Annotated in this window: 24 protein-coding genes and 1 pseudogene; 15 read left to right on the top strand and 10 right to left on the bottom strand. The window is 74.8% G+C overall.

What is annotated here, in order from left to right:
* Window positions 1-68 precede the first annotated feature (68 nt).
* The gene (locus CLT75_RS21105) at window positions 69-818 is read left to right on the top strand and encodes an SDR family oxidoreductase (protein WP_135242126.1); all 750 of its coding nucleotides are present in this window, start codon (window positions 69-71) and stop codon (window positions 816-818) included.
* 58 nt (window positions 819-876) lie between these two features.
* On the opposite strand, the gene CLT75_RS21100 is transcribed toward CLT75_RS21105, so the two are convergent.
* Window positions 877-1662 carry a hypothetical protein gene (locus tag CLT75_RS21100; RefSeq protein ID WP_486485236.1) on the bottom strand — a complete coding sequence of 262 codons (786 nt, stop codon included), beginning with the start codon at window positions 1660-1662 and terminating at the stop codon, window positions 877-879.
* Window positions 1663-1842: 180 nt separating this feature from the next.
* Here CLT75_RS21100 and CLT75_RS21095 point away from each other — a divergent pair, with 180 nt between their 5' ends.
* From CLT75_RS21095 to CLT75_RS21080, 4 genes are all read left to right on the top strand, one after another.
* Window positions 1843-3672, top strand: a complete 1830-nt coding sequence (locus CLT75_RS21095) for a BTAD domain-containing putative transcriptional regulator (RefSeq protein ID WP_135242124.1) — start codon at window positions 1843-1845, stop codon at window positions 3670-3672.
* Window positions 3669-5786 carry a DEAD/DEAH box helicase gene (locus tag CLT75_RS21090; RefSeq protein ID WP_209310363.1) on the top strand — a complete coding sequence of 706 codons (2118 nt, stop codon included), beginning with the start codon at window positions 3669-3671 and terminating at the stop codon, window positions 5784-5786. The genes CLT75_RS21095 and CLT75_RS21090 overlap by 4 nt, the downstream gene beginning before the upstream one ends.
* 164 nt (window positions 5787-5950) lie before the next feature.
* Window positions 5951-6181, top strand: a complete 231-nt coding sequence (locus CLT75_RS21085) for a heavy-metal-associated domain-containing protein (protein ID WP_135242123.1) — start codon at window positions 5951-5953, stop codon at window positions 6179-6181.
* Entirely contained in the window at window positions 6174-7232 is a 1059-nt protein-coding gene (locus CLT75_RS21080) for a hypothetical protein (protein ID WP_135242122.1), read from the top strand. Before CLT75_RS21085 ends, CLT75_RS21080 begins: the two co-directional genes overlap by 8 nt.
* Window positions 7233-7252: 20 nt before the next feature.
* On the opposite strand, the gene CLT75_RS21075 is transcribed toward CLT75_RS21080, so the two are convergent.
* Window positions 7253-7672 carry a helix-turn-helix domain-containing protein gene (locus tag CLT75_RS21075; RefSeq protein ID WP_026268433.1) on the bottom strand — a complete coding sequence of 140 codons (420 nt, stop codon included), beginning with the start codon at window positions 7670-7672 and terminating at the stop codon, window positions 7253-7255.
* A gap of 180 nt (window positions 7673-7852) precedes the next feature.
* On the opposite strand from CLT75_RS21075, the gene CLT75_RS21070 reads away from it, so the two are divergent.
* Window positions 7853-8281 (top strand): hypothetical protein, encoded by a 429-nt coding sequence (locus CLT75_RS21070; RefSeq protein WP_135242121.1) that lies wholly within the window; start codon window positions 7853-7855, stop codon window positions 8279-8281.
* 36 nt (window positions 8282-8317) lie between these two features.
* Here the strand turns inward: CLT75_RS21070 and CLT75_RS21065 are convergent, their stop codons facing one another.
* Together CLT75_RS21065 and CLT75_RS21060 are read right to left on the bottom strand one after the other, a co-directional pair.
* On the bottom strand, window positions 8318-9466 hold the full coding sequence (locus tag CLT75_RS21065; protein ID WP_135242120.1) for a class I SAM-dependent methyltransferase: 1149 nt from the start codon (window positions 9464-9466) through the stop codon (window positions 8318-8320).
* A 198-nt stretch (window positions 9467-9664) separates the two neighbouring features.
* A complete protein-coding gene (locus CLT75_RS21060) occupies window positions 9665-11335 on the bottom strand; it encodes a DEAD/DEAH box helicase (RefSeq protein ID WP_135242119.1) in 1671 nt (556 codons plus the stop codon).
* A 282-nt stretch (window positions 11336-11617) separates the two neighbouring features.
* Between CLT75_RS21060 and CLT75_RS21055 the strand changes: the two genes are divergently transcribed.
* On the top strand, window positions 11618-12259 hold the full coding sequence (locus CLT75_RS21055; protein ID WP_135242118.1) for a ferritin-like fold-containing protein: 642 nt from the start codon (window positions 11618-11620) through the stop codon (window positions 12257-12259).
* Between the two features lie 46 nt (window positions 12260-12305).
* On the opposite strand, the gene CLT75_RS21050 is transcribed toward CLT75_RS21055, so the two are convergent.
* Window positions 12306-12533, bottom strand: a complete 228-nt coding sequence (locus CLT75_RS21050; RefSeq protein ID WP_013288692.1) for a DUF3107 domain-containing protein — start codon at window positions 12531-12533, stop codon at window positions 12306-12308.
* Window positions 12534-12598: 65 nt separating this feature from the next.
* Entirely contained in the window at window positions 12599-13237 is a 639-nt protein-coding gene (locus CLT75_RS21045; protein ID WP_013288691.1) for a TetR/AcrR family transcriptional regulator, read from the bottom strand.
* A 149-nt stretch (window positions 13238-13386) separates the two neighbouring features.
* On the opposite strand from CLT75_RS21045, the gene CLT75_RS21040 reads away from it, so the two are divergent.
* The 6 genes and pseudogenes from CLT75_RS21040 to CLT75_RS21015 form a co-directional block, all read left to right on the top strand.
* Window positions 13387-16251: a hypothetical protein gene (locus tag CLT75_RS21040; RefSeq protein ID WP_135242117.1), complete on the top strand. Its 2865-nt coding sequence runs from the start codon at window positions 13387-13389 to the stop codon at window positions 16249-16251.
* Between the two features lie 40 nt (window positions 16252-16291).
* A complete protein-coding gene (locus tag CLT75_RS21035) occupies window positions 16292-17371 on the top strand; it encodes an alpha/beta fold hydrolase (protein WP_135242116.1) in 1080 nt (359 codons plus the stop codon).
* A 5-nt stretch (window positions 17372-17376) separates the two neighbouring features.
* The gene (locus tag CLT75_RS21030) at window positions 17377-18240 is read left to right on the top strand and encodes a DUF3152 domain-containing protein (RefSeq protein ID WP_135242115.1); all 864 of its coding nucleotides are present in this window, start codon (window positions 17377-17379) and stop codon (window positions 18238-18240) included.
* A 78-nt stretch (window positions 18241-18318) separates the two neighbouring features.
* Complete coding sequence (locus CLT75_RS21025) at window positions 18319-19146, top strand: DUF3152 domain-containing protein (RefSeq protein ID WP_135242114.1); 828 nt, start codon at window positions 18319-18321, stop codon at window positions 19144-19146.
* Window positions 19147-19187: 41 nt separating this feature from the next.
* The gene (moeZ, locus tag CLT75_RS21020) at window positions 19188-20435 is read left to right on the top strand and encodes an adenylyltransferase/sulfurtransferase MoeZ (RefSeq protein ID WP_030269268.1); all 1248 of its coding nucleotides are present in this window, start codon (window positions 19188-19190) and stop codon (window positions 20433-20435) included.
* A gap of 58 nt (window positions 20436-20493) precedes the next feature.
* Window positions 20494-21411: pseudogene (locus CLT75_RS21015) on the top strand (hypothetical protein); the annotation flags it as partial.
* 442 nt (window positions 21412-21853) lie between these two features.
* Here CLT75_RS21015 and CLT75_RS21010 read toward each other — a convergent pair.
* Both CLT75_RS21010 and proB read right to left on the bottom strand, forming a co-directional pair.
* Window positions 21854-23095 carry a glutamate-5-semialdehyde dehydrogenase gene (locus CLT75_RS21010; protein ID WP_135242112.1) on the bottom strand — a complete coding sequence of 414 codons (1242 nt, stop codon included), beginning with the start codon at window positions 23093-23095 and terminating at the stop codon, window positions 21854-21856.
* Between the two features lie 26 nt (window positions 23096-23121).
* Window positions 23122-24279 (bottom strand): glutamate 5-kinase, encoded by a 1158-nt coding sequence (gene proB, locus CLT75_RS21005; protein ID WP_013288683.1) that lies wholly within the window; start codon window positions 24277-24279, stop codon window positions 23122-23124.
* A gap of 149 nt (window positions 24280-24428) precedes the next feature.
* Here proB and CLT75_RS21000 point away from each other — a divergent pair, with 149 nt between their 5' ends.
* Both CLT75_RS21000 and CLT75_RS20995 read left to right on the top strand, forming a co-directional pair.
* Complete coding sequence (locus CLT75_RS21000; protein WP_135242111.1) at window positions 24429-25868, top strand: D-glucuronyl C5-epimerase family protein; 1440 nt, start codon at window positions 24429-24431, stop codon at window positions 25866-25868.
* A gap of 21 nt (window positions 25869-25889) precedes the next feature.
* Window positions 25890-26201, top strand: coding sequence for an MGMT family protein (locus CLT75_RS20995; protein WP_135242110.1), 312 nt, complete (start codon window positions 25890-25892; stop codon window positions 26199-26201).
* Between the two features lie 47 nt (window positions 26202-26248).
* On the opposite strand, the gene CLT75_RS33405 is transcribed toward CLT75_RS20995, so the two are convergent.
* A complete protein-coding gene (locus CLT75_RS33405; protein WP_486485235.1) occupies window positions 26249-26383 on the bottom strand; it encodes a hypothetical protein in 135 nt (44 codons plus the stop codon).
* Window positions 26383-26739, bottom strand: a complete 357-nt coding sequence (locus tag CLT75_RS20990; RefSeq protein WP_135242109.1) for a hypothetical protein — start codon at window positions 26737-26739, stop codon at window positions 26383-26385. The genes CLT75_RS33405 and CLT75_RS20990 overlap by 1 nt, the downstream gene beginning before the upstream one ends.
* Window positions 26740-26803 lie beyond the last annotated feature (64 nt).

Here is a 26803-nt window from a genome sequence, read left to right as displayed (position 1 = left end):
GTGTCCTGATTCCGCGGTTAGGATGACGCAAACTCCTTGATCAACGGGTTGGCGGGAAGGGGACGGTCATGGGGGAGCGGCGGCTGGCTGTGGTCAGTGGGGGTGGGACCGGGATCGGGGCCTCGGTGGCGCACGGGCTCGTGACCGACGGGTTCGACGTGATCGTCGTGGGGCGGCGGGGCGACGTGCTCGAATCGGCTGCGCGGCGGATCTGTGCCGAGAGCGGGCGGGACGGGGCGGTCACGCCTGTCGTCGCCGACCTGACTGATCCGGCACAGGTCGGCGCGGTGGTGGACACCGTCGGAGAGCGCGCCGTGGACGCCGTCGTCAACAACGCCGGCGGCTACCTCGGCGGGTCGACCGACTCGCTCGGCGGGGTGGCGGACTGGTGGCGGGCCAACCTGGACGCCAACGTGCTGACCGCCGTCCTGCTCACCGAGGCGCTCCTGCCCGCCCTGCGACGCCCCGGCGGCCGGGTGGTCCTGCTCAGCTCGATCGCCGCGCAGCGCGGTGGCGCCGGGCCGTACTCGGCCGCGAAGGCCGCCCTGCACGGCTGGGCGTACGACCTCGCCGCCCAGCTCGGACCGGACCAGATCACCGTGAACGTGGTCAGCCCCGGCTACGTGGCGGAGACCGAGTTCTTCGGCGACCGGATGACGCCGGAGGGGCACGCCAAGCGGGTCGCCGCCACGCTCGTCGGCCGGGCCGGTGTGCCGGACGACATCGCGGCGGCGGTGCGCTACCTGGCCGGCCCGTCCGCCGGGTACGTCACCGGGCAGGTGCTCGGCGTCAACGGCGGATCGGTGCTCGGCCGCTGACATGCGCGAGGGGCGGCGGCCCCCCGTGTGGCCACCGCCCCTCGCGCTCACGTCGTGGTCAGCCGTTGAGCATCTCGTACGCCGACGCCGGCGCCTTCTGCACCTGCGAGCCCGTCGGCGCGCTGATCTTCGGCGCCTTGCCGAAGTCGTAGTACTTGGCGACCAGCTTCATCGCCTTCGTCTTGCCGGCGGCCGGCACGTCCAGGGTCAGCGACGTGAGGTTCCCGTCCGGCCCGACGACGGCGGTGAACGGCACCTTCTTCGCCGCCTCACCCAGCGCGGCCACGTCCACCGTGGTGAAGCTCTCGCGGATGTCGGCGTTCGCGGTCAGGTCGGCGAACCCGGCGTACGTGCCGTCGCCCCGGTCCTCGACCGTCTCCGCGGTCCGGATGACAGCGGCCATGTTGGCCGGGTCGGCGTTCTGGTAGACCGGCACGTCCGAGGCGTCGTCGAGCTTCGTGCGGTCCAGGAGCATCCAGCGCTTGGGCAGCTTCATCATGTCCTGCAGACCGGCCATGCCGGTGATCTTGACCCGCATCCAGATGTCGTCCTCGATCACGCGGAAGGTCATCCCCATGGTGAACTCGGGATCCTGGCTCTTCTCCGACATGGACAGCTCGAGGCCGCGCGTCGCCGGGTCGACCACCCCGTCGAACTTGTCCGCGCCCTCGATGGTGGAGAACCGGAAGGCCGGGTCCTTCTCGTCCGGCACGGCGGCCAGCAGCGTGGCCTTCGGGTCGGCCGACGGGCTCGGCGCCGGTCCGGTGCTCTCGGCGGCGTCCCCGGTCCCGCACCCGGCGGACAGGACGGTGGTGGCCAGCACGGCCGTCGCGAGAGCCGCCATCCGCCGGAGGCTGCCGGCGGAACCGTTTCGCTGCGTCATGGTGTTCGACTCACTTTCCCAGGTGATTGTTGCCGGGTAAGTATCGTCAGACGTCACGGCCGTCTCGCTGCCGATATGCTGCCGTCCGACTGCTGTCGGCCACCGTGGGCGACGGCAGCCGACACGGGGGCGGAAACTCGCATGTCAGAGGCGCTGCGCTTCGAACTCCTCGGCCCGCAGCGGGCCTGGTACGCCGACCGTCAGATCGATCTGGGCCCGGCCAAGCAGCGAGCCGTGCTGGCCGTGCTGCTGCTCGCCGCCGGCCGTCCCGTGCCGAGCGGGCAGATCGTCGAAGCGGTCTGGCCGGACGAGGCACCGGTGAACGGCCCCAACGTGGTGCAGAAGCACGTGGCCGGTCTGCGCCGGGTGCTGGAACCCGACCGGTCGCCGCGTACGCCGGCCCGGGTGCTCACCCTCACCGACGCCGGCTACCTGCTGCAGGTGCCGCCCGAGGCGGTGGACGCGGTGCGCTTCGAGCGCGGCGTGCGGCGTGCGCGGTCGGCACAGGTCGCGGGGCGTACGGAGGAGGCGCTCGCCGAGGTGGGCGCCGCGCTGGAGCTGTGGCAGGGGGAGCCGTTCACCGGGTTCGCCGGGCCGTACTTCGACGCGGCCCGGCACCGGCTGGTGGAGCTGCGCGCGGTCGCCCTGGAGACGCGTGTCGACCTGGAACTGGCCGACGGCCGGCACGGCGAGCTGGTCGGCCGACTGGTCGAGCTGGTCGCCGAGTTCCCGGTCCGGGAACGGCTGCGCCACCAGCTCATGCTGGCGCTGCACCGCAGCGGACGGCAGGCCGAGGCGCTGGCCGCCTACCGCGACTACGCCGGGCTGCTCCGCGACGAGTACGGCATCGAGCCGGGCGAGCCGCTCCAGGATCTGCACCGGCGCATCCTGCGCGCCGACCCGGACCTCCTGGCGCAGGCGCCGCGTCGTCCGGTCGGACCCGGCGAGAGGTGGGCGGGCGGCCCGGAGCCGTTTCCGGCCCCCGCCGAGGCACCGGCCCGGCCGCTGCCCACCAGCCCGGCCGAGAGCCCATTTCCGCCCACGGTGCCGCCCCAGCCCACCGCTCCGGCCCAGCCCACGGTCTCGGCGCAGCTCACCGTTCCGGTGCAGTTCACCGTCTCGGCGCAGCCGGGTGGTCCGTTTCCGCCGCCACCGGCCGGTGAGTCGCCGACCGGCCTGCCGCCCTGGGTCTCGCCCCCTGTCGCGCCGCTGATCGGCCCCGTGCCGCCGTCCCGGCGTCCATCCGGCGTGCCCGGCTGGTTGAGCGTCGTCGCGACTGTGGGCGGCGCGCTCATCGCCCTGTTCTCGTTCGGCATGCTCACGTGGCTGGTGGTGCTGCTCTACGGGGTCTGGCGCCGGGGCTGGGGCAGCGTCGCCGCCGCGATCTACTACCTGGCCGTGGCCGTGACGTTCGTGGTGGTCCTGGGCAGCAGCGAGACCGAGGAGGTCAGCGGACCCGAGGCCACCCTGATAGTGATCTGGCTGACCACCTGGGCGGCGGGCGTCCCGCACGTGGTGCTGCTCAACGGCCGGCTGCTCGCCTGGTTGCGCGGCCTCTGGCGGGGGCGGCCGTACGCCGATCGCAACCGGCTGCGCCGGGAGTACGCCCGTTACCTGCTCTACCAGTACCCGTCGGCCCGGGACGACCTGCGCATCGGGCGCCCCGACCTGCCCCGCGCGTACGACGACGGCGGACTGGTGGACGTCAACTCGGTGCCGGACCAGGTGATCGCCGGGCTGCCGGGACTGACCCGGTCGCAGGCGCAGCACGTGGTGGTCGACCGGCGGATGCGCGGCCCGTACACGTCGATGGAGGAACTGGCCTCACGGTGCCTGCTGCCGGCGGCGGCGACTGACGCGCTGCGCGAGCTGCTGATCTTCCTGCCACCCGCACCGACGCCCGCACCGACGCCCACGTCACCGTCCGGCCCGCCGGAGTCGTCCGCCCTCCCTGGTAGAAATGCCGGATGAGCCAGGATCGGATGGCCGTCCGGGAGCGTGCCGAGGCGGTGCTGCGGCGGCTGGCGGGTGACCACGCCCGGCTGCGCGAGGACCAGTGGCGGGCGATCGAGGCGCTGGTGGTCGACCGGCGGCGGGTGCTCTGCGTGCAGCGCACCGGCTGGGGCAAGTCGGCCGTCTACTTCGTGGCGACCGCGCTGCTGCGTGAGGGGAATCAGCACGGGCCGACGGTGATCGTCTCGCCGCTGCTGGCGCTGATGCGCAACCAGGTCGAGTCCGCCGCCCGGGCCGGCATCCGGGCACGCACCATCAACTCGGCGAACCTGGACGAGTGGGACGAGATCACCGCCGAGATCCACGCCGGTGCCGTCGACGTGCTGCTGATCAGCCCGGAGCGGCTGAACAACCCGGACTTCCGCGACGGCGTACTGCCGAAGCTCGCCGCCACCACCGGGCTGCTCGTGGTCGACGAGGCGCACTGCGTCTCCGACTGGGGGCACGACTTCCGGCCGGACTACCGGCGGCTGCGCACGTTCCTGGCGAACCTGCCCGAACGCACACCGGTGCTCGCCACCACCGCCACCGCCAACGCCCGGGTCACGCAGGACGTGGCCGAGCAGCTCGGCGACGCCCTGGTGCTGCGCGGCACGCTCGACCGGGAGTCGCTGCGCCTCGGCGTACTCGATCTGCCGAGCCCGGCCCACCGCCTGGCCTGGCTGGCCGACCACCTGGACCGGCTCCCCGGCTCGGGGATCGTCTACACGCTCACCGTGGCCGCGGCCACCGAGACGGCGGACTTCCTGCGCGGGCAGGGCTGGTCGGTCGCCTCCTACACCGGGCAGGCCGAGGACGCCGACCGGCGGGCCGCCGAGCAGGACCTGCTGGACAACAAGATCAAGGCGCTGGTCGCCACCAGCGCGCTCGGCATGGGCTTCGACAAGCCCGACCTGGGCTTCGTCGTGCACCTGGGCGCGCCGCCCTCGCCGATCGCCTACTACCAGCAGGTCGGCCGCGCCGGCCGGGCCGTCGAGCACGCCGAGGTGCTGCTGCTGCCGGGCGTGGAGGACGCGGCGATCTGGCGGTACTTCGCCTCGCTCGCCTTCCCGCCCGAGGAGCAGGTCCGCGCCGTGCTCGCCGCGCTGGACACCGACCGGCCGATCTCCACCCAGGCCCTCGAACCGGTGGTCGACCTGCGCCGGGCCCGGCTGGAGCTGATGCTCAAGGTGCTCGACGTGGACGGCGCCGTCCGCCGGGTGCGCGGCGGCTGGCTCGCCACCGGCGAGCCCTGGGTCTACGACGAGGCCCGGTTGCGCCGCGTCGCCGACGCGCGCACCGCCGAGCAGCGGGCCATGCGGGAGTACGCCTCGACGTCCGGCTGCCGGATGCGCTACCTGCGGGAAGGGCTGGACGACACCGGGGCGCAGGACTGCGGGCGGTGCGACAACTGCGCCGGCCCGCTGTTCGACGCCGCCGTCTCCGACCAGGCGCTGACCGCCGCGCAGACCTTCCTCGGCCGCCCCGGCGTGCCGATCCCGCCCAAGAAGCTCTGGCCCACCGGGTTGGAGTCGGTCGGCGTACCCCTGAAGGGCCGGATCCCCCCGGCGGAGCAGACGCTGCCCGGCCGGGCCGTGGGGCGCCTGTCCGACCTGGGGTGGGGCGGGCGGCTGCGCGGGCTGGTCGGGCCGGAGGCGCCGGACGGCCCGGTGCCCGACGACGTGGTGGCCGCCGTGGTCGAGGTGCTGAAGGCGTGGGCGCACGGCAACGACCCGTGGCCCCGGCGGCCGGTGGGCGTGGTGGCGGTCGGCTCCCGGACGCGACCGCTGCTCGTCGGCTCGCTGGCCGAGCGGATCGCCGCCGTGGGCCGGCTTCCGCTGCTCGGCCGGGTCGTCCCGGCCGGGCCTGGCGGTGGCGGGCCGCGCGGCAACAGCGCCCAGCGGGTACGCGCGCTGCACGACGCCTTCCGCGTGCCCGACGAGCTGGCCGGCGCGCTGCCGGGGCTGGACGGGCCGGTGCTGCTGGTGGACGACCTGGTCGACTCGGGCTGGACGATGGCCATGGTGGCGCGGCTGCTGCGCCGGGCCGGCGCGCCGGACGTGCTGCCGCTGGCGCTCGCGGTGGCCGGCTGACCCGTCCCTCGGCCCGCGTGGCGGGATGCCGGCGTGGCATGCCGCCGGTCGGCGCGGGAGTTCCCGGCCTGCGCGAAAAGTTCCCGGGCCGGGCGGAATGCGACTGTCACCACCGTCGGCGGACCGTCGTCGGGCCCGCACCCGGGCGGCGGTACCGTGGGGTCATGACCGAGCAGCGACCCGTCGTCCAGACGTACACCGTGACCGGGATGACCTGCGAACACTGCGTCAAGGCGGTGACCGAGGAGCTGTCCGCGCTGCCCGGCGTCGACGAGGTCCGGATCGATCTGACGAGCGGCACCGCGACTGTCACCAGCGCGGCGCCGCTGCCCGTCGAGTCCGTGCGTGCCGCTGTGGACGAGGCGGGTTACGAGCTGGTCGGCGGCGGTGCCTGAGTCGTCGTCCGTCACGTCCGGCACCGGCGTCGTCCCCGACGACTCCGATGCCGGTTCCGACGCTCCCGCGGCGCGGTCCGGGGACGGTGCGGGCGGGGCGGCTGCGGCCGGTCCCGTCGTTGTGGACCGGGAGACGCTGCGGCTTGCCCTGGTGGTGGGCGGCCTGGTGCTCGCCGTCCTGCTCGGCTTCGGCCTCGGGCGGATGAACGCGCCGGCCGACCCGGCCCGGCCCACGACTGCCGGCGGGGCCGCCACCACGGGCGGCACCGACGGCGGCGCGCACGCCCACTCACCCGGCACCGGCGCGCACACGCACGACGGCGCCACGGTCACCCAGGGCGGCGGCGACGGCGCGACCGGGCTGTCGATCACCTCGGCCGGCTACACGCTGGTGCCGTCGACCGAGCTGGTCGCGGGCCGCGCCGGTGAGCTGCGCTTCCAGATCCGCGACGACCAGCGCCGGGCGGTCACCCGGTTCGCCGTCGTGCACGACAAGCCGATGCACGTGATCATGGTCCGGCGTGACCTCAGCGGCTACCGGCACCTGCACCCGACGATGGCCGCCGACGGCACCTGGTCGGTGCCGATCACGGCGCCGGACGCGGGCCCCTGGCGGATGTACGCGGACTTCACCGCCGTGGCCGACGACGGCCGCCAGGTCGCCGTGGTGCTGGGCGCCGACCTGACCGCGTCCGGCGCGTACCGGCCCCGGCCGCTGCCCGCCGCCGCCACGTCGGCCACCGTCGACGGATTCACCGTCGGGTACGCGGGCACGCCGGAGGTGGGGAAGTCGGTGCCGCTGCGGTTCCGGGTCACCGGCGCGGACGGCACGGCGGCGGCGCTGGAGCCGTACCTCGGGGCGTACGGGCACCTGGTGGCGCTGCGCGACGGCGACCTCGGTTACCTGCACGTGCACCCGGAGCCGGTGCGCGACGGCGACGACGTGACGTTCTGGCTGACCGCGCCGGGGCCGGGTAGCTACCGCATGTTCCTGGACTTCCAGGTGGGCGGCGTGGTGCGGACCGCCGAGTTCACGCTGACGGTGGCCTGAGCCCGCTGCCGGCCGGGCGCTCAGCCGGCCCGGCGGACCGGGCGGCGGGCCAGGTAGCGGAGCAGATCGCGGATGTGGTGCTTCTCCTCGGCGGGCACGTTCGGGTCGGCGAGCCGATCCAGGATGACCCGCACGTCGGCCTCCACCGGGCCGTCCTCGGCACCCCGGCGGCGGGGCACCGGCCCGGCGTCGGGCAGGCCCAGCGCGCGGAACGCCGCAGCCACGGGCAGGTCGAGGGCGGCGCAGAAGCCGCGGACCTTCGCGAGTTCGGGGTAGTCCTGCCAGTCGCCGGCCAGCCAGCGGAACACAGTGGAACGGCCGACACCGGTGTGGGTGGCGAGGTCGGTCACCGTCCAGCCGCGCTCCTCGCGCGCGGCGTCGATCGCCCGTCGTACGAAGCGCGCGAAGGCCATCTGTGGCGAAACGTCTGCGGAACCCATCCCTGGTGGATCTGTCCCCTTCCTCCGGTGGCCCGGCTCGCGCACCGAGCCTAGTACGCCGGACCGGAGAAGTAACTGACTGATCGGTCCGGAGGTCTCATTGGCGGGACCGCCCGACTACGGAAAGTTGCCGCCGGTCAATTAAGCTGAGGAAATCCTGGATGTCGATGGAGGAGCAGCATGGCCGAGCCGGACCGTCCCGTACCGCATCGCCCCGGCGCGGTGAGCCTCTTCTTCGTGGCCAAGGCCGCTGTGTTCGCGCTCGGCTTCTGGATCTGGCTGCTGGTGCTGGCGGTACGCGGAGGCGACGCGACCGGCGTACACCTGATCGCCGCGACCGGCGCGATCTGCACCACACTGGCCGCGGTGGTGCTCGGCGCGCGGATGGCGTTGCAGCGCAACGCCGCCGTCCGGCACGCCGAGGTGAAGCGGCTGCTCGTGGACATCTCGTGGAACGCCTTCGCCGCCGCCGGCAACGCCGAGCATGCCGGGAAGGTGGTGCCGTTCCCGAGCGCGTCGTCGCACGACGGCGAGCGGGCATCGAACCGCGGTGAGCGGGTGTCGGTGCTGGACCGGGGCGACCGCAACCGGGGCGAGCGCGGGCGGTAGGACCGCCGCGCTCGGCGCTCCTCAGCGCGCCTCGGCTCAGCGCGCCTCGGCCAGCAGCGTCTCCAGCCGGGGCGTGACACCCCACTGGCCGACCAGGTCGCGATACTCCGCGCGCTGCCCGTCGGTAGGCGCGCCCGCCGTCCGCCGTGCCCGGATGAGCAGGTTGCGCGGCGTGTGCTGGGAGTCGACGAACTCCACCACCTCGGTGCGGTAGCCGTGCAGACGCAGCAGCGCGGCCCGCAGCGAGTCGGTGAGCACGTCGGCGAACCGCTCCCGCAGGATGCCCTGGCGGGTCAGCAGCTCGTACGGCGCGGGCGCCTGACCGGCCCGGAGCTGGGCGGCCAGGTCGTGGTGGCAGCAGGGCGCGGCGAGCACCCAGCGGGCGCCCCAGCGCACCGCCCGGGCCAGCGCCTCGTCGGTGGCGGTGTCGCAGGCGTGCAGCGCCAGCACCAGGTCGGGCGCCGGGTCGACGGGCGCCTCGGCGATGGTGCCGGCCACGAAGCCGACCCGGTCGGCCCAGCCCAGCCGCTCGGCCAGCTCGGTGTTGCGGCGGCGCTGGTCCTCGCGGACGTCCACCCCGACGAGCGTCACGTCCAGGCCGCGCTGGACCAGGTAGCGGTAGGCGGCGAAGGTGAGGTACGCGTTGCCGCAGCCCAGGTCCACCACCCGCAGCGGGCCGGTGAGGTCGTCGGGCAGCGTGGCCGCCAGCGCGCGCAGGAACGCGTCGACCTGGCGGCGCTTGGCGGCCGAGCCGCCGATCTCCCGGAACAGGGGGTCACCGGGGTCGAGCAGCCACTCCTTGGCCCGGTCGTGCCCGCCCGGCTCGGCGGCCGGACGGCTGGCGGCCGCGCGGTGCACCTGCGCCTCGCCGGACTTGGTGACCCGGAGCTGGAGCGTGGCGTCGGCTGTTTCGACGTGCCAGTTGCCGAACGGCTCGGCGAGCAGTTCGTCGACCGCCGCGCCTGCTTCCGTACCCGGTGCCACGTTGCGGGTGTGCGGCCGTGATCCGTCGGAGACGGCGATCTGCAACCGGGGGCCGGCCTTCAGCGTGACCGGGCGCAGCTCCGCGCGTACCACCGAGGGGCGCTGCCCACGACGGCGCCCGGCGGCGACCGCGCGGGTCAGCCCCGGCGCGAGCAGCAGCGCCCGCACCTCGGCGAGTGCCGAGTCCAGCGCTTCCGGCATCAGTACCTACCTTTCCTGGCCCGCCCTCACCGCCCGCCCGGGGAGCCCGGCCCGGCGATCATGAAGTTGACGGCGCGACACGCCGTGCGGGCCACCGCCAACCTCATGATCGTTCCAGTAAGAGGGTGAGCGGGGAGGGGCGGGGATGGGGACGGCCTCCGGGACCAGGGTCCGGGAGGCCGTATCCGTTGGTGTTCGTCAGTCGGCGTTCGAGGCCTCGGCGGGCGCGCCGGTGCTGCCGCTGCGGCGACGGCGACGGCGACGCGGCTTGCTCGCCGCCTCACCCTCCGCGGCCTGCGGTGCGGCGGCGGTCTCGGCAGCGCCCTCGGTGCCGATCACCGCGGTCGGCTCTCCGGCCACCGTCTCGCCGGCCCGGCGGCGACGACGCCGACGCGGCGTACGCGGGGCCTCGTCGTCCCCGGCGTCGGACTGCGCGGAGGGCGAAACGGCGGACGAACCGCCCTCGCCGCCCCGGCCACGACCGCGGTCACGGTCACGGTCACGGTCGCCGCGCTCGCGGCCCCGGCTGTCGCCGCGCCGCGCGCCCCGGCGCGACCGGCTGCCGCCGCCCAGGTCCTCCTCGACCTCGGCGGACAGGCCGGCCCGGGTGCGCTCGGCGGTCGGCAGCGTGCCGCTGACGTCCGTCGGGATGTCCAGGTCCGTGTAGAGGTGCGCGGAGGTGTGGTACGTCTCCGGCGGCTCGGGCATGTCCAGCCCGAGCGTCTTGTCGATGATCCGCCAGCGGGGCATGTCGTCCCAGTCGACGAACGTCACGGCGGAACCCGTGGCCCCGGCCCGGCCGGTACGGCCGATGCGGTGGGTGTAGGTGTCCTGGTCCTCGGGGCAGTCGTAGTTGATCACGTGCGTGACGCCCGTGACGTCGATGCCCCGGGCCGCCACGTCGGTGGCGACCAGGGTGTCGATCTTGCCGGCCCGGAACGCCCGCAGCGCCCGCTCACGCGCGCCCTGGCCGAGGTCACCGTGCACGGCGGCGACGGCGAACCCGCGGAAGTCGAGGTCCTCGGCGACCCGGTCGGCGGCCCGCTTGGTACGGGTGAAGATCATGGTCAGCCCGCGGCCCTCGGCCTGGAGGATGCGCGCCACGATCTCGACCTTGTTCAGCGAGTGCGTGCGGTACGCGAGCTGCTTGGTCTGCGGCGACGGACCGGTCTCGGCGGTGTGCCCGGCGTGGATGGTCACCGGCCGGCGCAGGAAGCGCCGGGACAGCGCGACGATCGGGTCCGGCATGGTGGCCGAGAACAGCATGGTCTGCCGGTCCTCCGGCAGCATCGCCAGGATCTTCTCGACGTCGTCCAGGAAGCCCAGGTCGAGCATGCGGTCCGCCTCGTCGAGGACGAGCGCGCGGACCCGGTCGAGCCGCAGGTGCTTCTGCTTCTGCAGGTCCAGGAGGCGGCCCGGAGTGCCGACCAGGATCTCGGCGCCCTTGCGCAGCGCCTCGATCTGCGGCTCGTACGCCACGCCGCCGTAGATCGGCAGCACCCGGACGCCCCGGGTACGGCCGGCGGCGTCGAGGTCCTTGGCGACCTGGATGCCCAGCTCGCGGGTCGGTACGACGACGAGTGCCTGCGGCACGCCGTCGCTGCCCTCGGACGGGGCGAACACGCGCTCCAGCAGCGGGATGCCGAAGCCGAGCGTCTTGCCGGTGCCGGTCGGCGCCTGCCCGATCAGGTCGACGCCGCGCAGCGCGATCGGCAGCGCGTACTCCTGGATGGCGAAGGCGCGGGTGATGCCGGCGGCGGCCAGCGCCTCGACGGTCTCCTGCCGCGCGCCGAGCGCGGCGAACGTGGGTGCCTCCGGGGGGACCGGGGCGGTGGGGGCCAGTGGCTGGCCGGAAATCTGCTCGCTCATATGGATTTGGGGGTGCCCTCTCGTGGTGCGCCCCTCAAGTCCTCAGGGCGCGATCGGTATGGCGCGGGCCACGCGGTCAGGGGCGAATTCGCCGAGCCGGACCGGGCCGCACGCGCGTCGGGGACCGGCGTTGATCAGCAAGTGACCGATTCGGTGCCCACGGCAACTGTCTCATCGTACCTGAACGGTCCCTGAGTCGTCCCGATTCCCAGGTGGTGGCCGTGCGCGCGGGGCGGGTTGTTGTGACTTGAGTCACACCGATGGCGCCGGTAGCCTGCGTTCGTGTCCGCCCCCGACCCCGCCGCCGTCGATCTGTTCGGGCTCGTCGCGTACGGCGAACTGCTCGCCTTCGACCGCCTCGCCGCCGACGCGCGCCTCGCACCCGACCTGCGCCGCCGCGCCGCGCTCAGCGAGATGGCCGCCACCGAGATCGCGCACTACAGGTGGCTCACCGACCGGCTCGCCGCCCGCGGCGTCACCCCGGAGGAGGCGATGGCTCCCTACGTCGAGGCGCTGCGGGCGTACCACGACTCGACCGAGCCGCGGGACTGGGCGGAGGCGGTGACGAAGGCGTACGTGGGCGATGCGATCACCGACGACTTCCTGCGCGGGATCGCCGGCGGCCTGGACGGGCCGGACCGGACGCTGCTGCTGGACGTGCTGCACGACTCCCGGTACGCCGATTTCGCCGCGGCCGAGATCCGGGCCGCGATCGAGGCCGATCCCCGGGCGGCCGGACGGCTGTCGATGTGGGCGCGGCGGCTGCTCGGTGAGGCGCTGTCCCAGGCGGGCCGGGTGGCCGCCGCCGACCGGGGCGCGCTCGTCGCGTTGATCGGGCGGACCGGCGGGGACGTGCCGGGGCTGCTGCGCCGGCTGACCGAGGCGCACACCGCGCGGATGACAGCAGTCGGCTTGAACAACTGAGCCGCCGTGGCGGGGAGGCCCGCCACGGCGGCCGGTGCCGCGGGAATCAGCGAACGGTGAACCCGACCGCGCGGGGCGACGCCTCGGCGATCTCGACGTAGGCGACCTTGCCGACCGGAACGATCACGCGCCGGCCCTTCTCGTCGGTCAGGGAGAGCGTGCCCTCGCTCTTGGCGAAGGCGTCGGTCACGATCTGCTCGATCTCGGCCGGCGACTGCGCGCTCTCCAGGACCAGCTCCCGCGGCGCGTACTGCACGCCGATCTTGACCTCCACTGTGCCTCCTCAACTGGGGCGAAAAAGCCACCGTGGGAAGGCTATCCGATCCGGCGGCCCGATGTTCAGGCTGACTCACCTTGCAGGGGGAAGCTGGCGATGCCCCGCCAGGACAGGGCCGCGACCAGTGCCTCGGCCTCCGCCTTGGGCACCTGGCGGCCGCCGGCGAGCCAGAACTGGGCGGCCGTCTCGGCGGCGCCGACCAGGCCCGAGGCGAGCAGTTCGGCGTGCGAGCGGCTGACCCCGGTGTCCGAGATGATCGTGTCGGTGATGGCCGCGATGCAGCCCTGCTCGACCCGCTCCACCCGCTGCCGCACCGCCGGGTCGTTACGCAGGTCCGACTCGAAGACCAGCCGGAACGCCTCGCTCTCGTGGTCGACGAAGTCGAAGTACGCGCGCACCGCGGCGCCGACGCGCTCCTTGTTGTCGTTGGTGCCGCTCATCGCGTCCTGCACATTGGCCACTATCGCGTCACAGTGCGTGTCCAGCAGCGCGAGGTAGAGCTCCATCTTCCCGGGGAAGTGCTGGTAGAGCACCGGCTTGGAGACACCGGCCCGCTCGGCGATGTCGTCCATCGCGGCGGCGTGGTAGCCCTGCGCGACGAACACCTCCTGAGCGGCGGCGAGCAGCTGCTTACGGCGCGCCGAGCGGGGCAGGCGGGTGGGCCGACCGGCGGTCTGTGCACCGTTCCCCACTGCGGTCATCGGATCCTCCGAGTATCTGCGTACGAGCCGGCACGTATCACCCGAACCGGTCCGGGTTCGTGAACCCGTCGCGGAATTGGCCCGCCGCTGTAACTTATCGCCACTGTCACCACACGGTAGCCTCAGCGGGGGCGACCAAGGAGCGCGCGGTGAGTGAAACAGGGCAACCCGGAGCCGCCACCCCGGGAGAGCACGGCGACGGGACGGGCCAGCAGGACGACCCGGCCCGTACCGGCGGCGGTTGGGCGCCCCCGCCGAACGGCTGGTCCCGCGGTGCTCCTGCGCCCGGCGGCTGGCCCTACGGCGACCTCGGCGGCTGGGCCGCCTCCTCGCCCCGGCACGGCGACCTGCCGGCCCCGCTGCCCGGCCACTTCGCGCCGGAACCGGGCCGCGTCAACGGCCGTCACGTCAACGGCGTGCACCACGCCGGGGAGGAGTCGCCAGTGACCCGCCAGGCGCCGGTCAGTGCCCCGCCCGCGGACGAGCCGCCCCGGCCCACCGACGGCGAACGGCTGGCCGTGCCGGCCCCGCGCCCGGCGCCGACGATCGAGCAGCCGACCGACCCGGGGGAGACCGCCGGTTCCCGGCACGCCGCCGACGACCCGGCCGCCCGGGCCCCGCGCTGGGCCGAGAGCGGGCCGACCTCCGCACCACCGGCGCTCCAGGTCCCGCCGGTCGGCGCCGCCGCATCCGGGTTCGAGGTGCCGCCGGGCTTCCACGCGCCGAACACCGAATCCGCCCCGTCGCTGTCCCGCGGCTGGGCCGACCGGCCGGTCACCCCGCCGCCGGCCGCGAGCCGTGCGGAGCACGCACCGGGCGAGGTGCACCCGCCCGAGGGCCGGACAGCCGCCGCCGAGCCGCGGGCCGCCGCCGACCCGCCGGCGGCCGACGACCCGAGGGCCGCCGAACCGGACTGGTCCGGGCCGTCCTGGAACCGTCCGAGCTGGGGTGACGGCTGGGCCCCGCCGTGGGCCCGCACCGACGAGCCGCCGGCCCGCCGGGCCGAGGAGCCGCCGGCCCGGGGCGCGGAGGAGCCGCCCGCACGCCGGGCCGAGGAGCCTGCCGCCGAGCGCCGGGAGTGGGAGGACGACAGCGCCGTCCACCGCACCGTCCGCGAGGACCGCGCGGCCGAGTGGGCGCCCGAGCCGGTGCGGCCGTACGAGCCGGCCCGCGTCGAGCCGCCCGCCGCCTACGAGCCACCCCGGCCCGAGCCGGTACGGCCGTACGAGCCGCTGCGCGCCGAACCGGCCCCCGGCCCCGAGGCGACGCGGCAGTACCCGCCGCCCGCCGAGCCCGAGGCGTCCCGGCCGTACGAGACGGGTGCCGGGCCGGAGCCGGCACGCCGCTACGAGCCACCGGCCGCGCCGGAGCCGACGCCCGAGGCGACCCGGCCGTTCCGGCTGGCCCGGGGCGACGCCGAACCGCCGCACGGCTACGAGCGGCCCTCCTGGGCCGGGCCGCCGGTGCCGGTCGCGCCGCTGATCACGCCCCCGGGCCCCCCGCCGACGAGTGCCCCGCCCGCGCCTGGCGCACCGCCGGCAGCCGGCGCCCCGCCCGCGCCGGCCGGTGGATACGCCCCGGCGCCGCCGGCCGAGGCGGCCGTCCCCGCCCCGCCGACCTCGGGCGTGCCCGCCACGAGCGGCCCGCCGCGGTTCGACCCCACCGCCGCGCCCCACCCGACGAGCGCCCCTCCCTACGCGGCCCGCCGGTCCGCACCGGAACCGGTGCCGGCCGCCGACGCGGTCGCCGAGCCCCGACCGGAGGAACCGTCCCCCGTGCTGCCGCAGCGCGTCCCCTCGGAACCGGACGTGCCAGTCGTGCCGGAGCCACCGGCAGTGGAACCGTCCGCCGAGACCCCCGAACTCGCCCGCATCGCCACCCACCTGCGCCGCGACGACGAACCCGCGCCCCTGCGGGAGCGGCCGGAGGGCTTCGACGTCAACGCGATCCTCGACGCGGTCCGCGAGGTGGCGGGCGTACGCGACGCCGCGCTGCGCCGTACCCCGGCCGGCGCGCACAGCCTCCGGCTCGACCTGGCCGACGGCGCGGACCCGGCCGAGGTGAGCCGCCTGGTGGCCCGGCTGCTCCAGGAGCGGATGGGCCTGGCCGCCGCCCCGCAGAACCTGCCCGGCGCGCCCGCCGTGCCGCCGCCGGCCCCGCTGCGCCGCCGGTCGGCCCGGCTGGAGCGCTCCGCTGAGCCACGTACGGGCGAGAACCGGCCACCCGGCGCGCCGCCTGCGCCGGTCGAAACCCGCGCCGCGCAGCCCGAGCCGGTCGAGGCCCGCAACGGTGACGAGACGGGCGGCGACGAGATGCCGGCGCGGACCGGTGTGATCCGTCCGGCCGCGAACCGCTCCGGCGACGCGCGGTTCGGCGCGGACCGCGCCACGCGTCCGGCCGAGGCGCCCGGCGACGCCGACGAGCCGCCGCGCCGCCGCCGGCAGGCCACCCACCGGGGGCGCGCCGCAGTCGACGAGACGTCGCTGGCCGCCGCGCCGACCGGCATGTCCACCGGCAGCCCGGTGACGCTCGGGACGTCGTACTCGGGTGGTCAGATGACCACGACGGAGACCGCGCCGTCGCGACCGCTGGACACCGGCGGCGTGCCGGGGCCCCGGGTGGTGATCGAGCACGTCCTGGTGAGCACGTTCGGCCTGGACGCCACCACCGAGGTCCGTCTGGTCGCGGGCGACCGCACGGCCGAGGGGCACGCGACCGGGCCGGCCGTGGACGGGTACGTGCTGCGGCTCTGCGCGGTGGCCGCGGCGGCCGCGGTGGACGAGCTGCTCGGCCGGGGCGTTCCGGCCGGCGACCACGGCCGGTGCTTCGTGGAGCACGCCGCCGTGGTGCCGTTCGGCAACTGCGAGGTCGCCACTGTGGTGGTGCTGCTGGTCTGCGACGGCTGGGTGGAGCAGCTGGCCGGTTCGGCGCTGGTGGCCGGGGATCCCCGGCAGGCGGTCGTGCGTGCGACGCTCGCGGCGGTGAACCGGCGGCTGGAGGCGCTGCTCTCCTGAGCCGGTGTGCGGTACGGCCCGTCCGGGGAAGACTGGAGACATGAAGCGCGCCGCACTGTGGCCGGAGCACAGCCTTCCCGCACACCACGTCCCGCCGCCCTGGCCCGGCCGGCACGTACGCCTCGACGGCACGCTCGTGCACGTCCGCGACACCCCGGCCACCGGTCCCGGCGCGGAGCCCGCGCTGTACGTGCACGGCCTCGGCGGGTCGGCGCAGAACTGGACCGACCTGGCCGGCCTGCTCGCCGACCGGCTCGACGGCCAGGCGATCGACCTGCCCGGGTTCGGGCGCAGCGAGCCGGGGCCGCGCTACACCATCCCGGCCTTCGCCGAGCGGGTGATCCGCTGGATCGAGCACAGCGACCGGGGGCCGGTGCACCTGTTCGGCAACTCGCTCGGCGGTGCGATCTCGGTCCGGGTGGCGGCGCTGCGCCCCGAACTGGTCCGCACGCTCACACTGGTCTCGCCCGCCCTGCCGTTCCTGGACTTCCGGCGCTCGTTGCAGGGGCGGATGCTCCCGCTGCTGGCGATCCCCCGGGGCGAACGGCTGGCCGCCTGGCGGCTGGCCCAGTTCAGTCCGGAGGTGACCGCGCAGCAGGTGATGGAGGCGTGCGTGGCGGACCTGACCCGGATCAGCGAGCAGCGCCGGCAGGAGGCGATCGACGAGATCCGGGTCCGGTACGAGGCGGCCCACTACGCCGCCGCGTACGTGCGGACGTTCCGGGGCCTGGTCGGCAGCTTCCTGCGTTCGTACCTGCCGGGGGAGGGCGCGCTCTGGCGGCAGGCGGCTGCGGTACGCGCGCCCACGCTCGTGGTGGGCGGGCGGCAGGACCGGCTGGTCGACGTGCGGGTGGCGCCGCAGGCGGCCCGGGTCATCCCGGACAGCCGACTGCTGATGCTCGACGGCGTCGGGCACGTGGCCCAGCTGGAGGTGCCCCGGACCGTGGCGCGGGCGGTGCTGGGGCTGCTCGCCGAGGCGGAGCCGGAGCAGGCGGCGGGCGCGGGCGTGTCGTCGGGCGACGCGCCGGGCGCCGGGCGGCCGGAACGGGAGAATGCGCAGGCCGCAGCGCTGGCGGCCGGAACGGGGGAGAGCGGAACGGAGCGTGACATGGCAGGCTGAGCCGGATGCCCAGCTCCCGCCGTCCTCGTGCCGCCCGCTCCCGTTCCTCGTTCCGTCACTGGCGCACCGCGCTCGTGGTCTGCGCCTTCGTCGCCGCCGCCGCGGTCGGTGTCGGCGTGGCGGTGCAACTGCCGTCGGCGGGCGCGGGGACCCGGATCACCGACGGGTTCGTCGCCCAGCCCCCGGCCCCCACGCAGGCGCCGTCCACGCCGAGCGTCTCGCCGCCGCCTCCGGTGACGCCCAGCTCGCCGGCCGCGCCGGTGCTGACGCTGTCCGGCCCGGGGCCGGCGAAGGGCCGGGGCACCTTCGCGTACGACGAGCGGACCGGCGGTGTGCTCGGCCGCTCGGGGACGCTGCGCCGCTACCGGGTGGCGGTGGAGAACGGCTCCGGCGAGGAGGTCCCCGCCTTCGGCGAGGCGGTGCAGCGGGCACTGGCCGGCCCGGGCAGCTGGGTCGACGGCGGCAAGCTGCGGTTGCAGCGGGTCGGTCCGGGCGACCGGTACGACTTCACGATCTACCTGGCCACCCGCGACACGGCGGGGCGGCTGTGCGGGGCGGGCGGGATCGACATCCGGGTGGGCGGTGTGCCGTACACGTCGTGCCGCGTGCCGGGCAAGGTGGTGATCAACCTGGCCCGGTGGCGGACCTCGGCGCCGCACCTGGTCGCCGCCGGGATGCCGCTGGACGACTACCGGCTCTACGTGGTCAACCACGAGGTGGGCCACCAGCTCGGGCACCGGCACGAGGGGTGCCCGGGCGCGGGCCGGGCGGCGCCCGTGATGCAGCAGCAGACGCTGTTCCTCAAGGGCTGCCGGCCGAACCCGTGGCCCTACGTGGGTGGGAAGCGGTACACCGGGCCGGCTCTCTGAGCACCGGTTTGTGAAGAACATTCGCGGCATAGGCGGTAAAAGCAGCTAAATGCCCGAATTGCATGGCACGCTGAGGTCATGACGTCGTCGTCCCCTTACGACAACCCCGCCGCGCCGCCGCCCGAGCGTCCCACCCTGCGCCGGATGCGCCGGCGCCGCCGCCGCTCGGTGCTGCTGCTGGCGATGCTGCTCGCGGCCGTCAGCGGCGCGGTCGGCATCACCCGGCTGAGCGCGCCGCCGTCCGGGCACGGCGGGACGTCGCTCGCCGCCGAACCGTCGCTGGCGCGCGGCGCCGGCGAGGCCGACGTCCCGGCCCCGGCGCCGACCGGCTATCCCACCGCCGGCCCCGGCACGTTCGCGGTGGCCCAGGGCCGGTCTCCGGTACGCGGACAGGAGGGCCCGCTGCGCCGCTACCGGGTCGAGGTCGAGCAGGGCACGGGTCAGGACGCCGACGAGTTCGCCGCCACCGTGGACGCGGTGCTGGGCGACCCGCGCAGCTGGATCGCGTCCGGCGACCTGCGGGTGCAGCGGGTGCCCGAGGCCGCCGCGGCCGACTTCACCGTCTACCTCGCCACCCCGGTCACCTCCGAGCGGATGTGCGCCGAAGGCGGCCTGCGCACCGACCGGTACACCTCCTGCCGGCTGCCCGGCCGGGTCGTGCTCAACCTGGCCCGGTGGATGACGGCGGTGCCCGACTACGGCGCCCCGCTGGAGGTCTACCGCACCTACGTGATCAACCACGAGGTCGGGCACGAGTTCGGCGAACTGCACGAGGCGTGCCCCGAGCCCGGCGCGCCCGCCCCGGTGATGCAGCAGCAGACGTACGGACTGGACGGCTGCCTGCCCAACGCCTGGCCGTACGTCGGGGGGATGCGGTACTCCGGCGAGCCCACCGACGGCGTCTGAGTTATTCCCGGTCCCGCAGTTCGGGCCGAGTGTCCCTCATCATGGCCGATCCCCGCCCGGGCGAGCGACAATGGCGCGGTCACACCGCCGATCCCGGGGAGTCCACCGTGTCGTTGCCCCCGCTCGTCGAACCCGCCGCCGAGCTGACCGTAGACGAGATCCGCCGCTACTCGCGCCACCTGATCATCCCGGACGTCGGGGTGGAGGGGCAGAAGCGGCTGAAGAACGCCCGGGTGCTCTGTGTCGGCGCCGGTGGCCTCGGCTCGCCGGCCCTGCTCTACCTCGCCGCGGCCGGTGTCGGCACGCTCGGCATCATCGACTTCGACACCGTCGACGAGTCGAACCTCCAGCGCCAGGTCATCCACGGCGTCTCCGACGTGGGCCGGTCCAAGGCCGAGTCCGCCGCGGCGTCGATCCGCGAGATCAACCCGCTGGTCAACGTGGAGATCCACAACACCGCGCTGGACCGGGAGAACGTCCGGGACATCTTCTCCCGGTACGACCTGATCGTCGACGGCACCGACAACTTCGCCACCCGCTACATGGTCAACGACGCGGCGGTGCTGCTCGGCAAGCCGTACGTCTGGGGTTCGATCTACCGCTTCGACGGCCAGGCGTCGGTGTTCTGGGCCGAGCACGGCCCCTGCTACCGCTGCCTCTACCCGGAGCCCCCGCCGCCCGGCATGGTCCCCTCCTGCGCCGAGGGCGGCGTGCTCGGCGTGCTCTGCGCGTCGATCGGGTCGATCCAGGTCAACGAGGCGATCAAGCTGCTCGCAGGCATCGGTGAGCCGCTCGTCGGCCGGCTGATGGTCTACGACGCCCTGGAGATGAGCTACCGCAAGATCAAGGTCCGCAAGGACCCGAACTGCGTGCTCTGCGGTGAGAACCCGACCCTCACCGACCTGATGGAGGACTACGAGGACTTCTGCGGCGCCGTCTCCGACGAGGCGCAGGAGGCGGTGGTCGACTCGACCATCACCGCGCTGGAGCTGAAGGACTGGCAGGACTCCGGCAAGGACATCTTCCTGGTCGACGTGCGCGAGCCCGCCGAGTACGAGATCGTCCGGATCCCCGGCGCGACGCTCATCCCCAAGGGCGAGATCCTGTCCGGCGAGGCGCTGGCGAAGTTCCCGCAGGACCGGCAGATCGTGCTGCACTGCAAGTCCGGCGTCCGCTCCGCCGAGGCGCTGGCCGCCCTGAAGGCGGCCGGCTTCTCCGACGCGGTGCACCTCCAGGGCGGTGTGCTCTCCTGGGTCAAGCAGGTCGACCCGTCGCTGCCCGCGTACTGAGTCGTGTCGATGGGCCCGTCCGGTGCTCCGGGCGGGCCCATCGTGCTCTCCGGGGCCCCTGGCGTGGGCATACGCCCGATCGCGGCGACCGCTGGGCCGGGTGGTCCTGACCGAGCTACCGAGGCGTAACGTCGGCCGCGCCAGTACCGTCAGTGCCGTGGTGGACTTGGACGCGGCGATCGGATTCGTCGTCGCTCACGGTGACGCGGTGGACCGGGCCCGTCTCTCCCGGCTGCGCACCGGCGCTCCGGTGCCGCCCGAGGTGCTCGACGCCGCCGAGTCCGGGCAGGCGCCGGGCGGCGGCTGGCCCGCCGTCCTCGACGGCGAGGTCGCCTCGATCGACGCGACCTGCTTCCGCCTCGGCGAGCTGGACGACCTCGGCGCGCTGGGCCGCCCGGCCGCCCGGCACGCGCTGGACTGGCTGGCCGCCCGGCAACTGCCCGACGGCGGCTGGGACGAGGACCCCTCGCTGGCCGGGCTCGCCCCCGAGTGGGCCACCCCCGGTGATCCCGAGGCACGGCTCTACCAGACCGCCAACGCCGGGTTCTGGCTGACCGTGGCCGGGCTGGACGCGCGGGCCGCCGGTCCGCTCGACCACCGGGTCGGCGGCGCGTACGCCGGTGTGGTGCAGGCGGCGGCCCAGGCGCTCGCCGCGCAGCTCGCCCCGGACGGCAGCTGGCCGTCGTTCCTGCCGGCCGGGTGGCTCGCCGCCGCGGTGCTGCACCGCCAGCAGATGTACTACGAGTCCGCCCGCATCCAGGCGGTGCTGGCCGACCGGATCCCCCGGATGTCCCCGGCCGACGTGGCCTGGCTCGCGGCCACACTGCGCCGCGTCGACGTGGGCGAGGAGCAGTGGCTGCTGGTCTCCGCGCGCAGGCGGCTCGCCGAGACGCAGCGCAGCGACGGCGGCTGGGACAGCGACGACGGCCACCAGTTCGACGTGCACACCACGCTGCGGGCGATCCGCGCCTGCCGCCCGCACACGCCCGAGGCGCCGGTCTCCGGGGCACCGTTCGTAGTGCCGCAGACCGCCGAGCTGCCCGCGCCGCCGGCCGTACCGATCCCGCGCCGGCCGGCCGCGGCCCCGCCGCCGGCCGCCGTGCCTCCGCCGCCCGTCGTTCCGCCGCTTCCTGCCGTCCCGCCGTCCGGCCTCGGGACCGAGCCGTCGTCCGGCCCGGGTCTCGGACCCGTTCTGCCGGCGGAGCCGGACGGCGGGCCCGAGTCGCCGGCCGGTCCGGACGCCGGGCCCGCGCCGTGGTCGGCCTGGACGGTCCTGCCCGACCTGGGCGTGGACGACGGTTCGTCCGCGCTGGTGTCCCCGGGCCTGCCCCCGCTCGTCGTACCGCCCACGGCGCCGGGTGCCCCGTCCACCTCGGCGGACGGGGACCCACTCCCGCTCACGTAGCCGGCCGGGCGGATCAGCGCACGTGACCGTCGCCGGTGACCACGTACTTGGTGCTGGTCAGCTCCGGCAGGCCCATCGGGCCGCGCGCGTGCAGCTTCTGCGTCGAGATGCCGATCTCCGCGCCGAAGCCGAACTCGCCGCCGTCGGTGAAGCGGGTGGACGCGTTGACCATGACCGCTGCCGAATCCACCCGGGCCACGAACTCCCGGGCCGCCCGCTGCGAGTCGGTGACGATCGCCTCGGTGTGGCCGGTGCCGTACCGGCGGATGTGCGCGACCGCCGCGTCGAGCGAGTCGACCACCGCCACCGAGATGTCGGCGGAGAGGTACTCGGTGCCGAAGTCCTCCTCGGTGGCCGGCACCACGGCGTCGGAGTGGGCGGCGACAGCGGGCGTGCCGTGCACAGTCACCCCGGCCTCGGCGAACGCGGCCAGCACGGCCGGCAGGAACGCGTCCGCCACGTCCCGGTGCACCAGCAGCGACTCGGCGGTGTTGCAGGTGGACAGGCGCTGGGTCTTGGCGTTCAGCGTGACCGCCAGGGCCTTGCCGAGGTCGGCGGCGGCGTCCACGTACACGTGGCAGTTGCCCACGCCGGTCTCGATCACCGGGACCGTCGACTCCTCGACCACGGCGCGGATCAGCGACGCGCCGCCGCGCGGGATCAGCACGTCGACCAGGCCACGGGCGCGCATCAGCTCCTTGACCGAGTCGCGCGTGCTGGAGTCGAGCAGCTGCACCGCGTCCGCCGGCAGCCCGGCGCCGGAGACCGCGTCGCGCAGCACCGCGACCAGCGCCGCGTTGGAGTGCGCGGCCGACGAGGAGCCGCGCAGCAGCGCCGCGTTGCCGGACTTCAGGCAGATCCCGGCGGCGTCGACTGTCACGTTGGGCCGGCCCTCGTAGACGATGCCGACCACCCCGAACGGCACCCGCACCTGCCGTAGCTCCAGGCCGTTGGGCAGCGTCGAGCCGCGTACCACCTCGCCCACCGGGTCCGGCAGCGCGGCCATCTGGCGCAGCGCGTCGGCGATCGCCGCCACCCGGCCCTCGTCGAGCGCGAGCCGGTCCAGCACGGCCGCGGACAGCCCGGCGTCGCGCCCGGCTGCCAGGTCCGCCGCGTTCGCGGTCAGGATCTCCGGGGTACGCGCCACGAGCGCGTCGGCCATCGCGTGCAGCGCGGTGTCCTTGACGGTACGGGTGGCCGTGGCCAGGGCTTCCGCCGCGTCCCGGGCTCGCCGGGCCTGCTCGACGACGCTCATCGTGCGTACTCCTTCACCGGTGGGGCTCACAGCAGGACCAGGTCGTCGCGGTGGACGACCTCACGTTCGTACGCCGGGCCGAGCGCCGCGGCGAGTTCGGAGGTGGACCGGCCGAGCAGGCCGGGCAGCTCCACCGCGTCATAGTTGACCAGTCCCCGGGCCACCGGCGCCCCGGCGGTGTCGACCAGGTCCACCGGATCGCCGGCGGTGAACGCGCCGTCGACGGCGGTGATGCCGGCGGGCAGCAGCGACTTGCGGCGGCCCACCACCGCCTGCACCGCGCCCGGGTCGAGGTGCAGCCGGCCGCGGGGGGCGGTGGCGTGCGCCAGCCAGAACAGGCGGGCGGCGGGGCGGCGGCTGCTCGGGTGGAAGTACGTGCCGACCGGCTCCCCGGCCAGCGCCGGCGCGGCCAGTGGCGCGGCGGTCAGCACCACCGGGATGCCGAAGCCGGTGGCGATCCGGGCCGCCTCGACCTTCGTCACCATGCCGCCGGTGCCCACCCCGGCGCGGCCGGCCCCGCCGACGTCCACGCCCGCGAGGTCGCCCTCGCCGTGCACCTCGGTGATCCGGGTGCTGCCCGGACGGGCCGGGTCGCCGGTCCAGAGCGCGTCGACGTCGGAGAGCAGCACCAGCAGGTCGGCGTCGACGAGCGCGGCGACGAGCGCGGCCAGGCGGTCGTTGTCGCCGAACCGGATCTCCTCGGTGGCCACCGTGTCGTTCTCGTTGACGATCGGCACGGCGTGCAGGTCGAGCAGCTTGCGCAGCGTCCGGTACGCGTTGCGGTAGTGCGCGCGCCGGGTCACGTCGTCCACGGTGAGCAGCACCTGCCCGACGGTGCGGCCGTGCCGGGCGAACGCGGCGGCGTACCGGCCGATCAGCAGCCCTTGGCCGACGCTGGCGGCGGCCTGCTGGGTGGCCAGGTCGCGCGGGCGCCGGGGCAGCCGCAGCGGGGCGAGCCCGGCGGCGATCGCGCCGGAGGAGACCAGCACCACCTCGCGTCCGGAGGCGGCGAGCCCGCCGAGTGTGTCGACGAGCGCGTCGACCCGGGCGTCGTCGAGGCCGCCCGTCGCGGTGGTCAGCGAGGACGAACCGATCTTGACCACGATCCGCCGGGCCGAGGTGACTGCTTCGCGCACCCGACCATTCTGCGCGCTGCGGTCTGCCGCGCCGCGGCGCGTTCCCATATCGTGGCAGCTCGCGACCGGTGGCCCGACGGAGCTCACACGAAATCGGTTGCTCGTCGAACGAACAGTTTTGATCGTCCGGTCAGCGGCACACACCCGAGGATTCCGCTGCATAGCGTCTCGTTCATCACGAACGGGGGTTGGCAGTGATGATTCCGAGGATTCATCGTGCCTGGTGGCTGGCGCTGCTCGTCACCGTCGGCCTCGTCGCCGGGCTGACACCGGTGGTGGCCGGTCTCCGCGACGAGACGGCGCCGGCCGTGCGGCGGGACGGCTACCGGCCGCATCCGGTGCCGCTCGCGGCGATTCCGTCGCGCGAGGGGGTCGCGCCGCTGGTGGACGCCGGGCTGCACGACGCCGAGAACGTCCGGATGTTCCGGATGCACGATCAGACCTGGGACCATCCGGTGGCGCAGGCCCAGTGGGGTCTGCAGAACCTGGCCGGCTGGCGGGCCACCCACAAGCGGATCTACCTGGACCGGGCGACAGCGAACGCGCAGCGCAACGTCGACCGTCGCGTGGAGTCGCGCGGCGCCTGGTGGTATCCGTACGACTTCGAGCTCACCCGGTGCAAGAAACGTCCGCTGCTGAAGCCCAGGTGGTACAGCGGCATGTCGCAGGGCCAGCTGCTCAGTCTCTTCGTCGGGCTGTACGAGGAGACGCGTGACGAGAAGTGGAGGACCGCCGCGGACCGGACGTTCCAGAGCCTCACCCTGCCCGCCCGGGCCGGCGAGCCGTGGGCCACCTGGACCGATCGCGGCGGCTACCTGTGGCTGGAGGAGTACCCGGAGAACGACGACCCGCGCGGCGAGCAGGTGCTCAACGGGCACATCTTCTCCCTGTACGGCGTCTACGACTACTGGCGGCTCACCAGCGACGAGCGGGCGGCGGAGATCTTCGACGCCGCCGCCACCACAGTGCGCCGCTACCTGCCGACGAGGTTCCGGGTGGAGAACTGGGCCAGCCGGTACTCCATGAACTGCCGGCACTTCCACCCGAAGTACCACCAGGTCCACACCCGGCAGACCCTCAAGCTGTACGAGGTCACCCACGCCACCGCCTTCGCCGAGTACGCCGACACGCTGCGGGCGGACTACCCGGTGCCGGACCTGACGGGCACCGTGCAGTTCGAGCCCGGGACACACGTGGGACACACGTACGACGCCAAGGGCACCGTCACCGGCCGACGCGCCGTCACGCTGGAGCGGCCGAGTCGGTTCGCGGCGGACGAGCGCATCCGGGTGCGCGGTCGCGGCATCCACTACCGGATCACCGAGGGTCCGCTGGCCGGCTACCTGGTGCCCGAGGAGCCCGGCCGGCGGGTCCTGCTCGGGGTGGCGGTCGAGCACCGCTACCAGCCCGCACGCGTGCTGACCGCCCAGCCCGGCACGTACACCGGCTACACCTACGACCGCAACGGCGCGGTGCTCGACGCCCGGAAGGTCACCTTCGCCGCCGTGACGGAGCTGACGCTCGGCGGCACCGCCTGGGTCAACGGGGAATTCAGCTACCACGTGAGCGGTGGTGAGCTGGGCGGCTACTGGCTGGCGGCGCGGGGAGACCTCGCCATCGCCACGCTCGCCGGCTGAGGCCCCTTATCGTGGCTTCCCGTGACACCTGACGAGTACGTCGAGGCGGTGCTGTCGCTGGTCGAGCGGATCCCGCCGGGGCGGGTGATGTCGTACGGGGCGGTGGCCGACGCGCTGGCCGAGCGCTCGGGACGGGCGTCGCCGCGACTGGTCGGTTCGATCATGGCCCGGCACGGTGGCGGGGTGCCGTGGCACCGGGTGGTGAACGCGGCCGGCCGGATGCCGCCGGGGCACGAGCGCAAGGCGCGGGAGCGGCTGCTCGCCGAGGGGTGCCCGCTTCGCGGGGACCGGGTGGACCTGGCGGCGGCGTCCTGGTCGCCGGACGAGGGGTGACCCCCGATCGCGTCGGAGGCGGCCGGGCGTTCAACCGCGACGGTGCCTCATCGCGACCAGTCCGAGAACGCGTGGCGGAGGTCGCGGATCTCGGCCGGGGTGAGGCGGTAGAGCGCGAAGACGGTGTCGGCCGACGCGATACGGGCGACCTCGTGCTGGAACGGGTCCGGCGCCGGTGACATCAGGCGGCGACGTCCCGGGCGCGCAGCACCGGGTGGTTCTCTTCCCAGGCGCGGCGGACACCGCGGGGCACGTACAGCTCGGGCCACAGCCGGACGAGGGTGGGTCCGTGGAGCCAGGCGCGCAGCTCGTCGGGATGAACGGCTTCGGTGAGCACCGTCTCGTACATCCACGCGAGCAGCCCCGGCACGTCGAGGTCGACGTGCCGGTCGGGTTGCCAGAACAGCCGGTGGGGCAGCTCGACCACACCGGCGACCGGGCCCTGCAACTCGCTCAGGTCGGGGACCACGACCGCACGACGGCCGGGGCGGGCCTCGTACGGTGCCCGCGAGCTGCGGACGGATCGGGCCGGGTCCATGCCCTACAGGGTAGCGGTGCCGACCTGCGCCTCACCGCGACTCGCGAGCGCCTGTCGGCATCGA

The organism is Micromonospora sp. CNZ285, from assembly GCF_004637285.1.
This window is presented reverse-complemented; position numbering and strand designations above follow the sequence as displayed.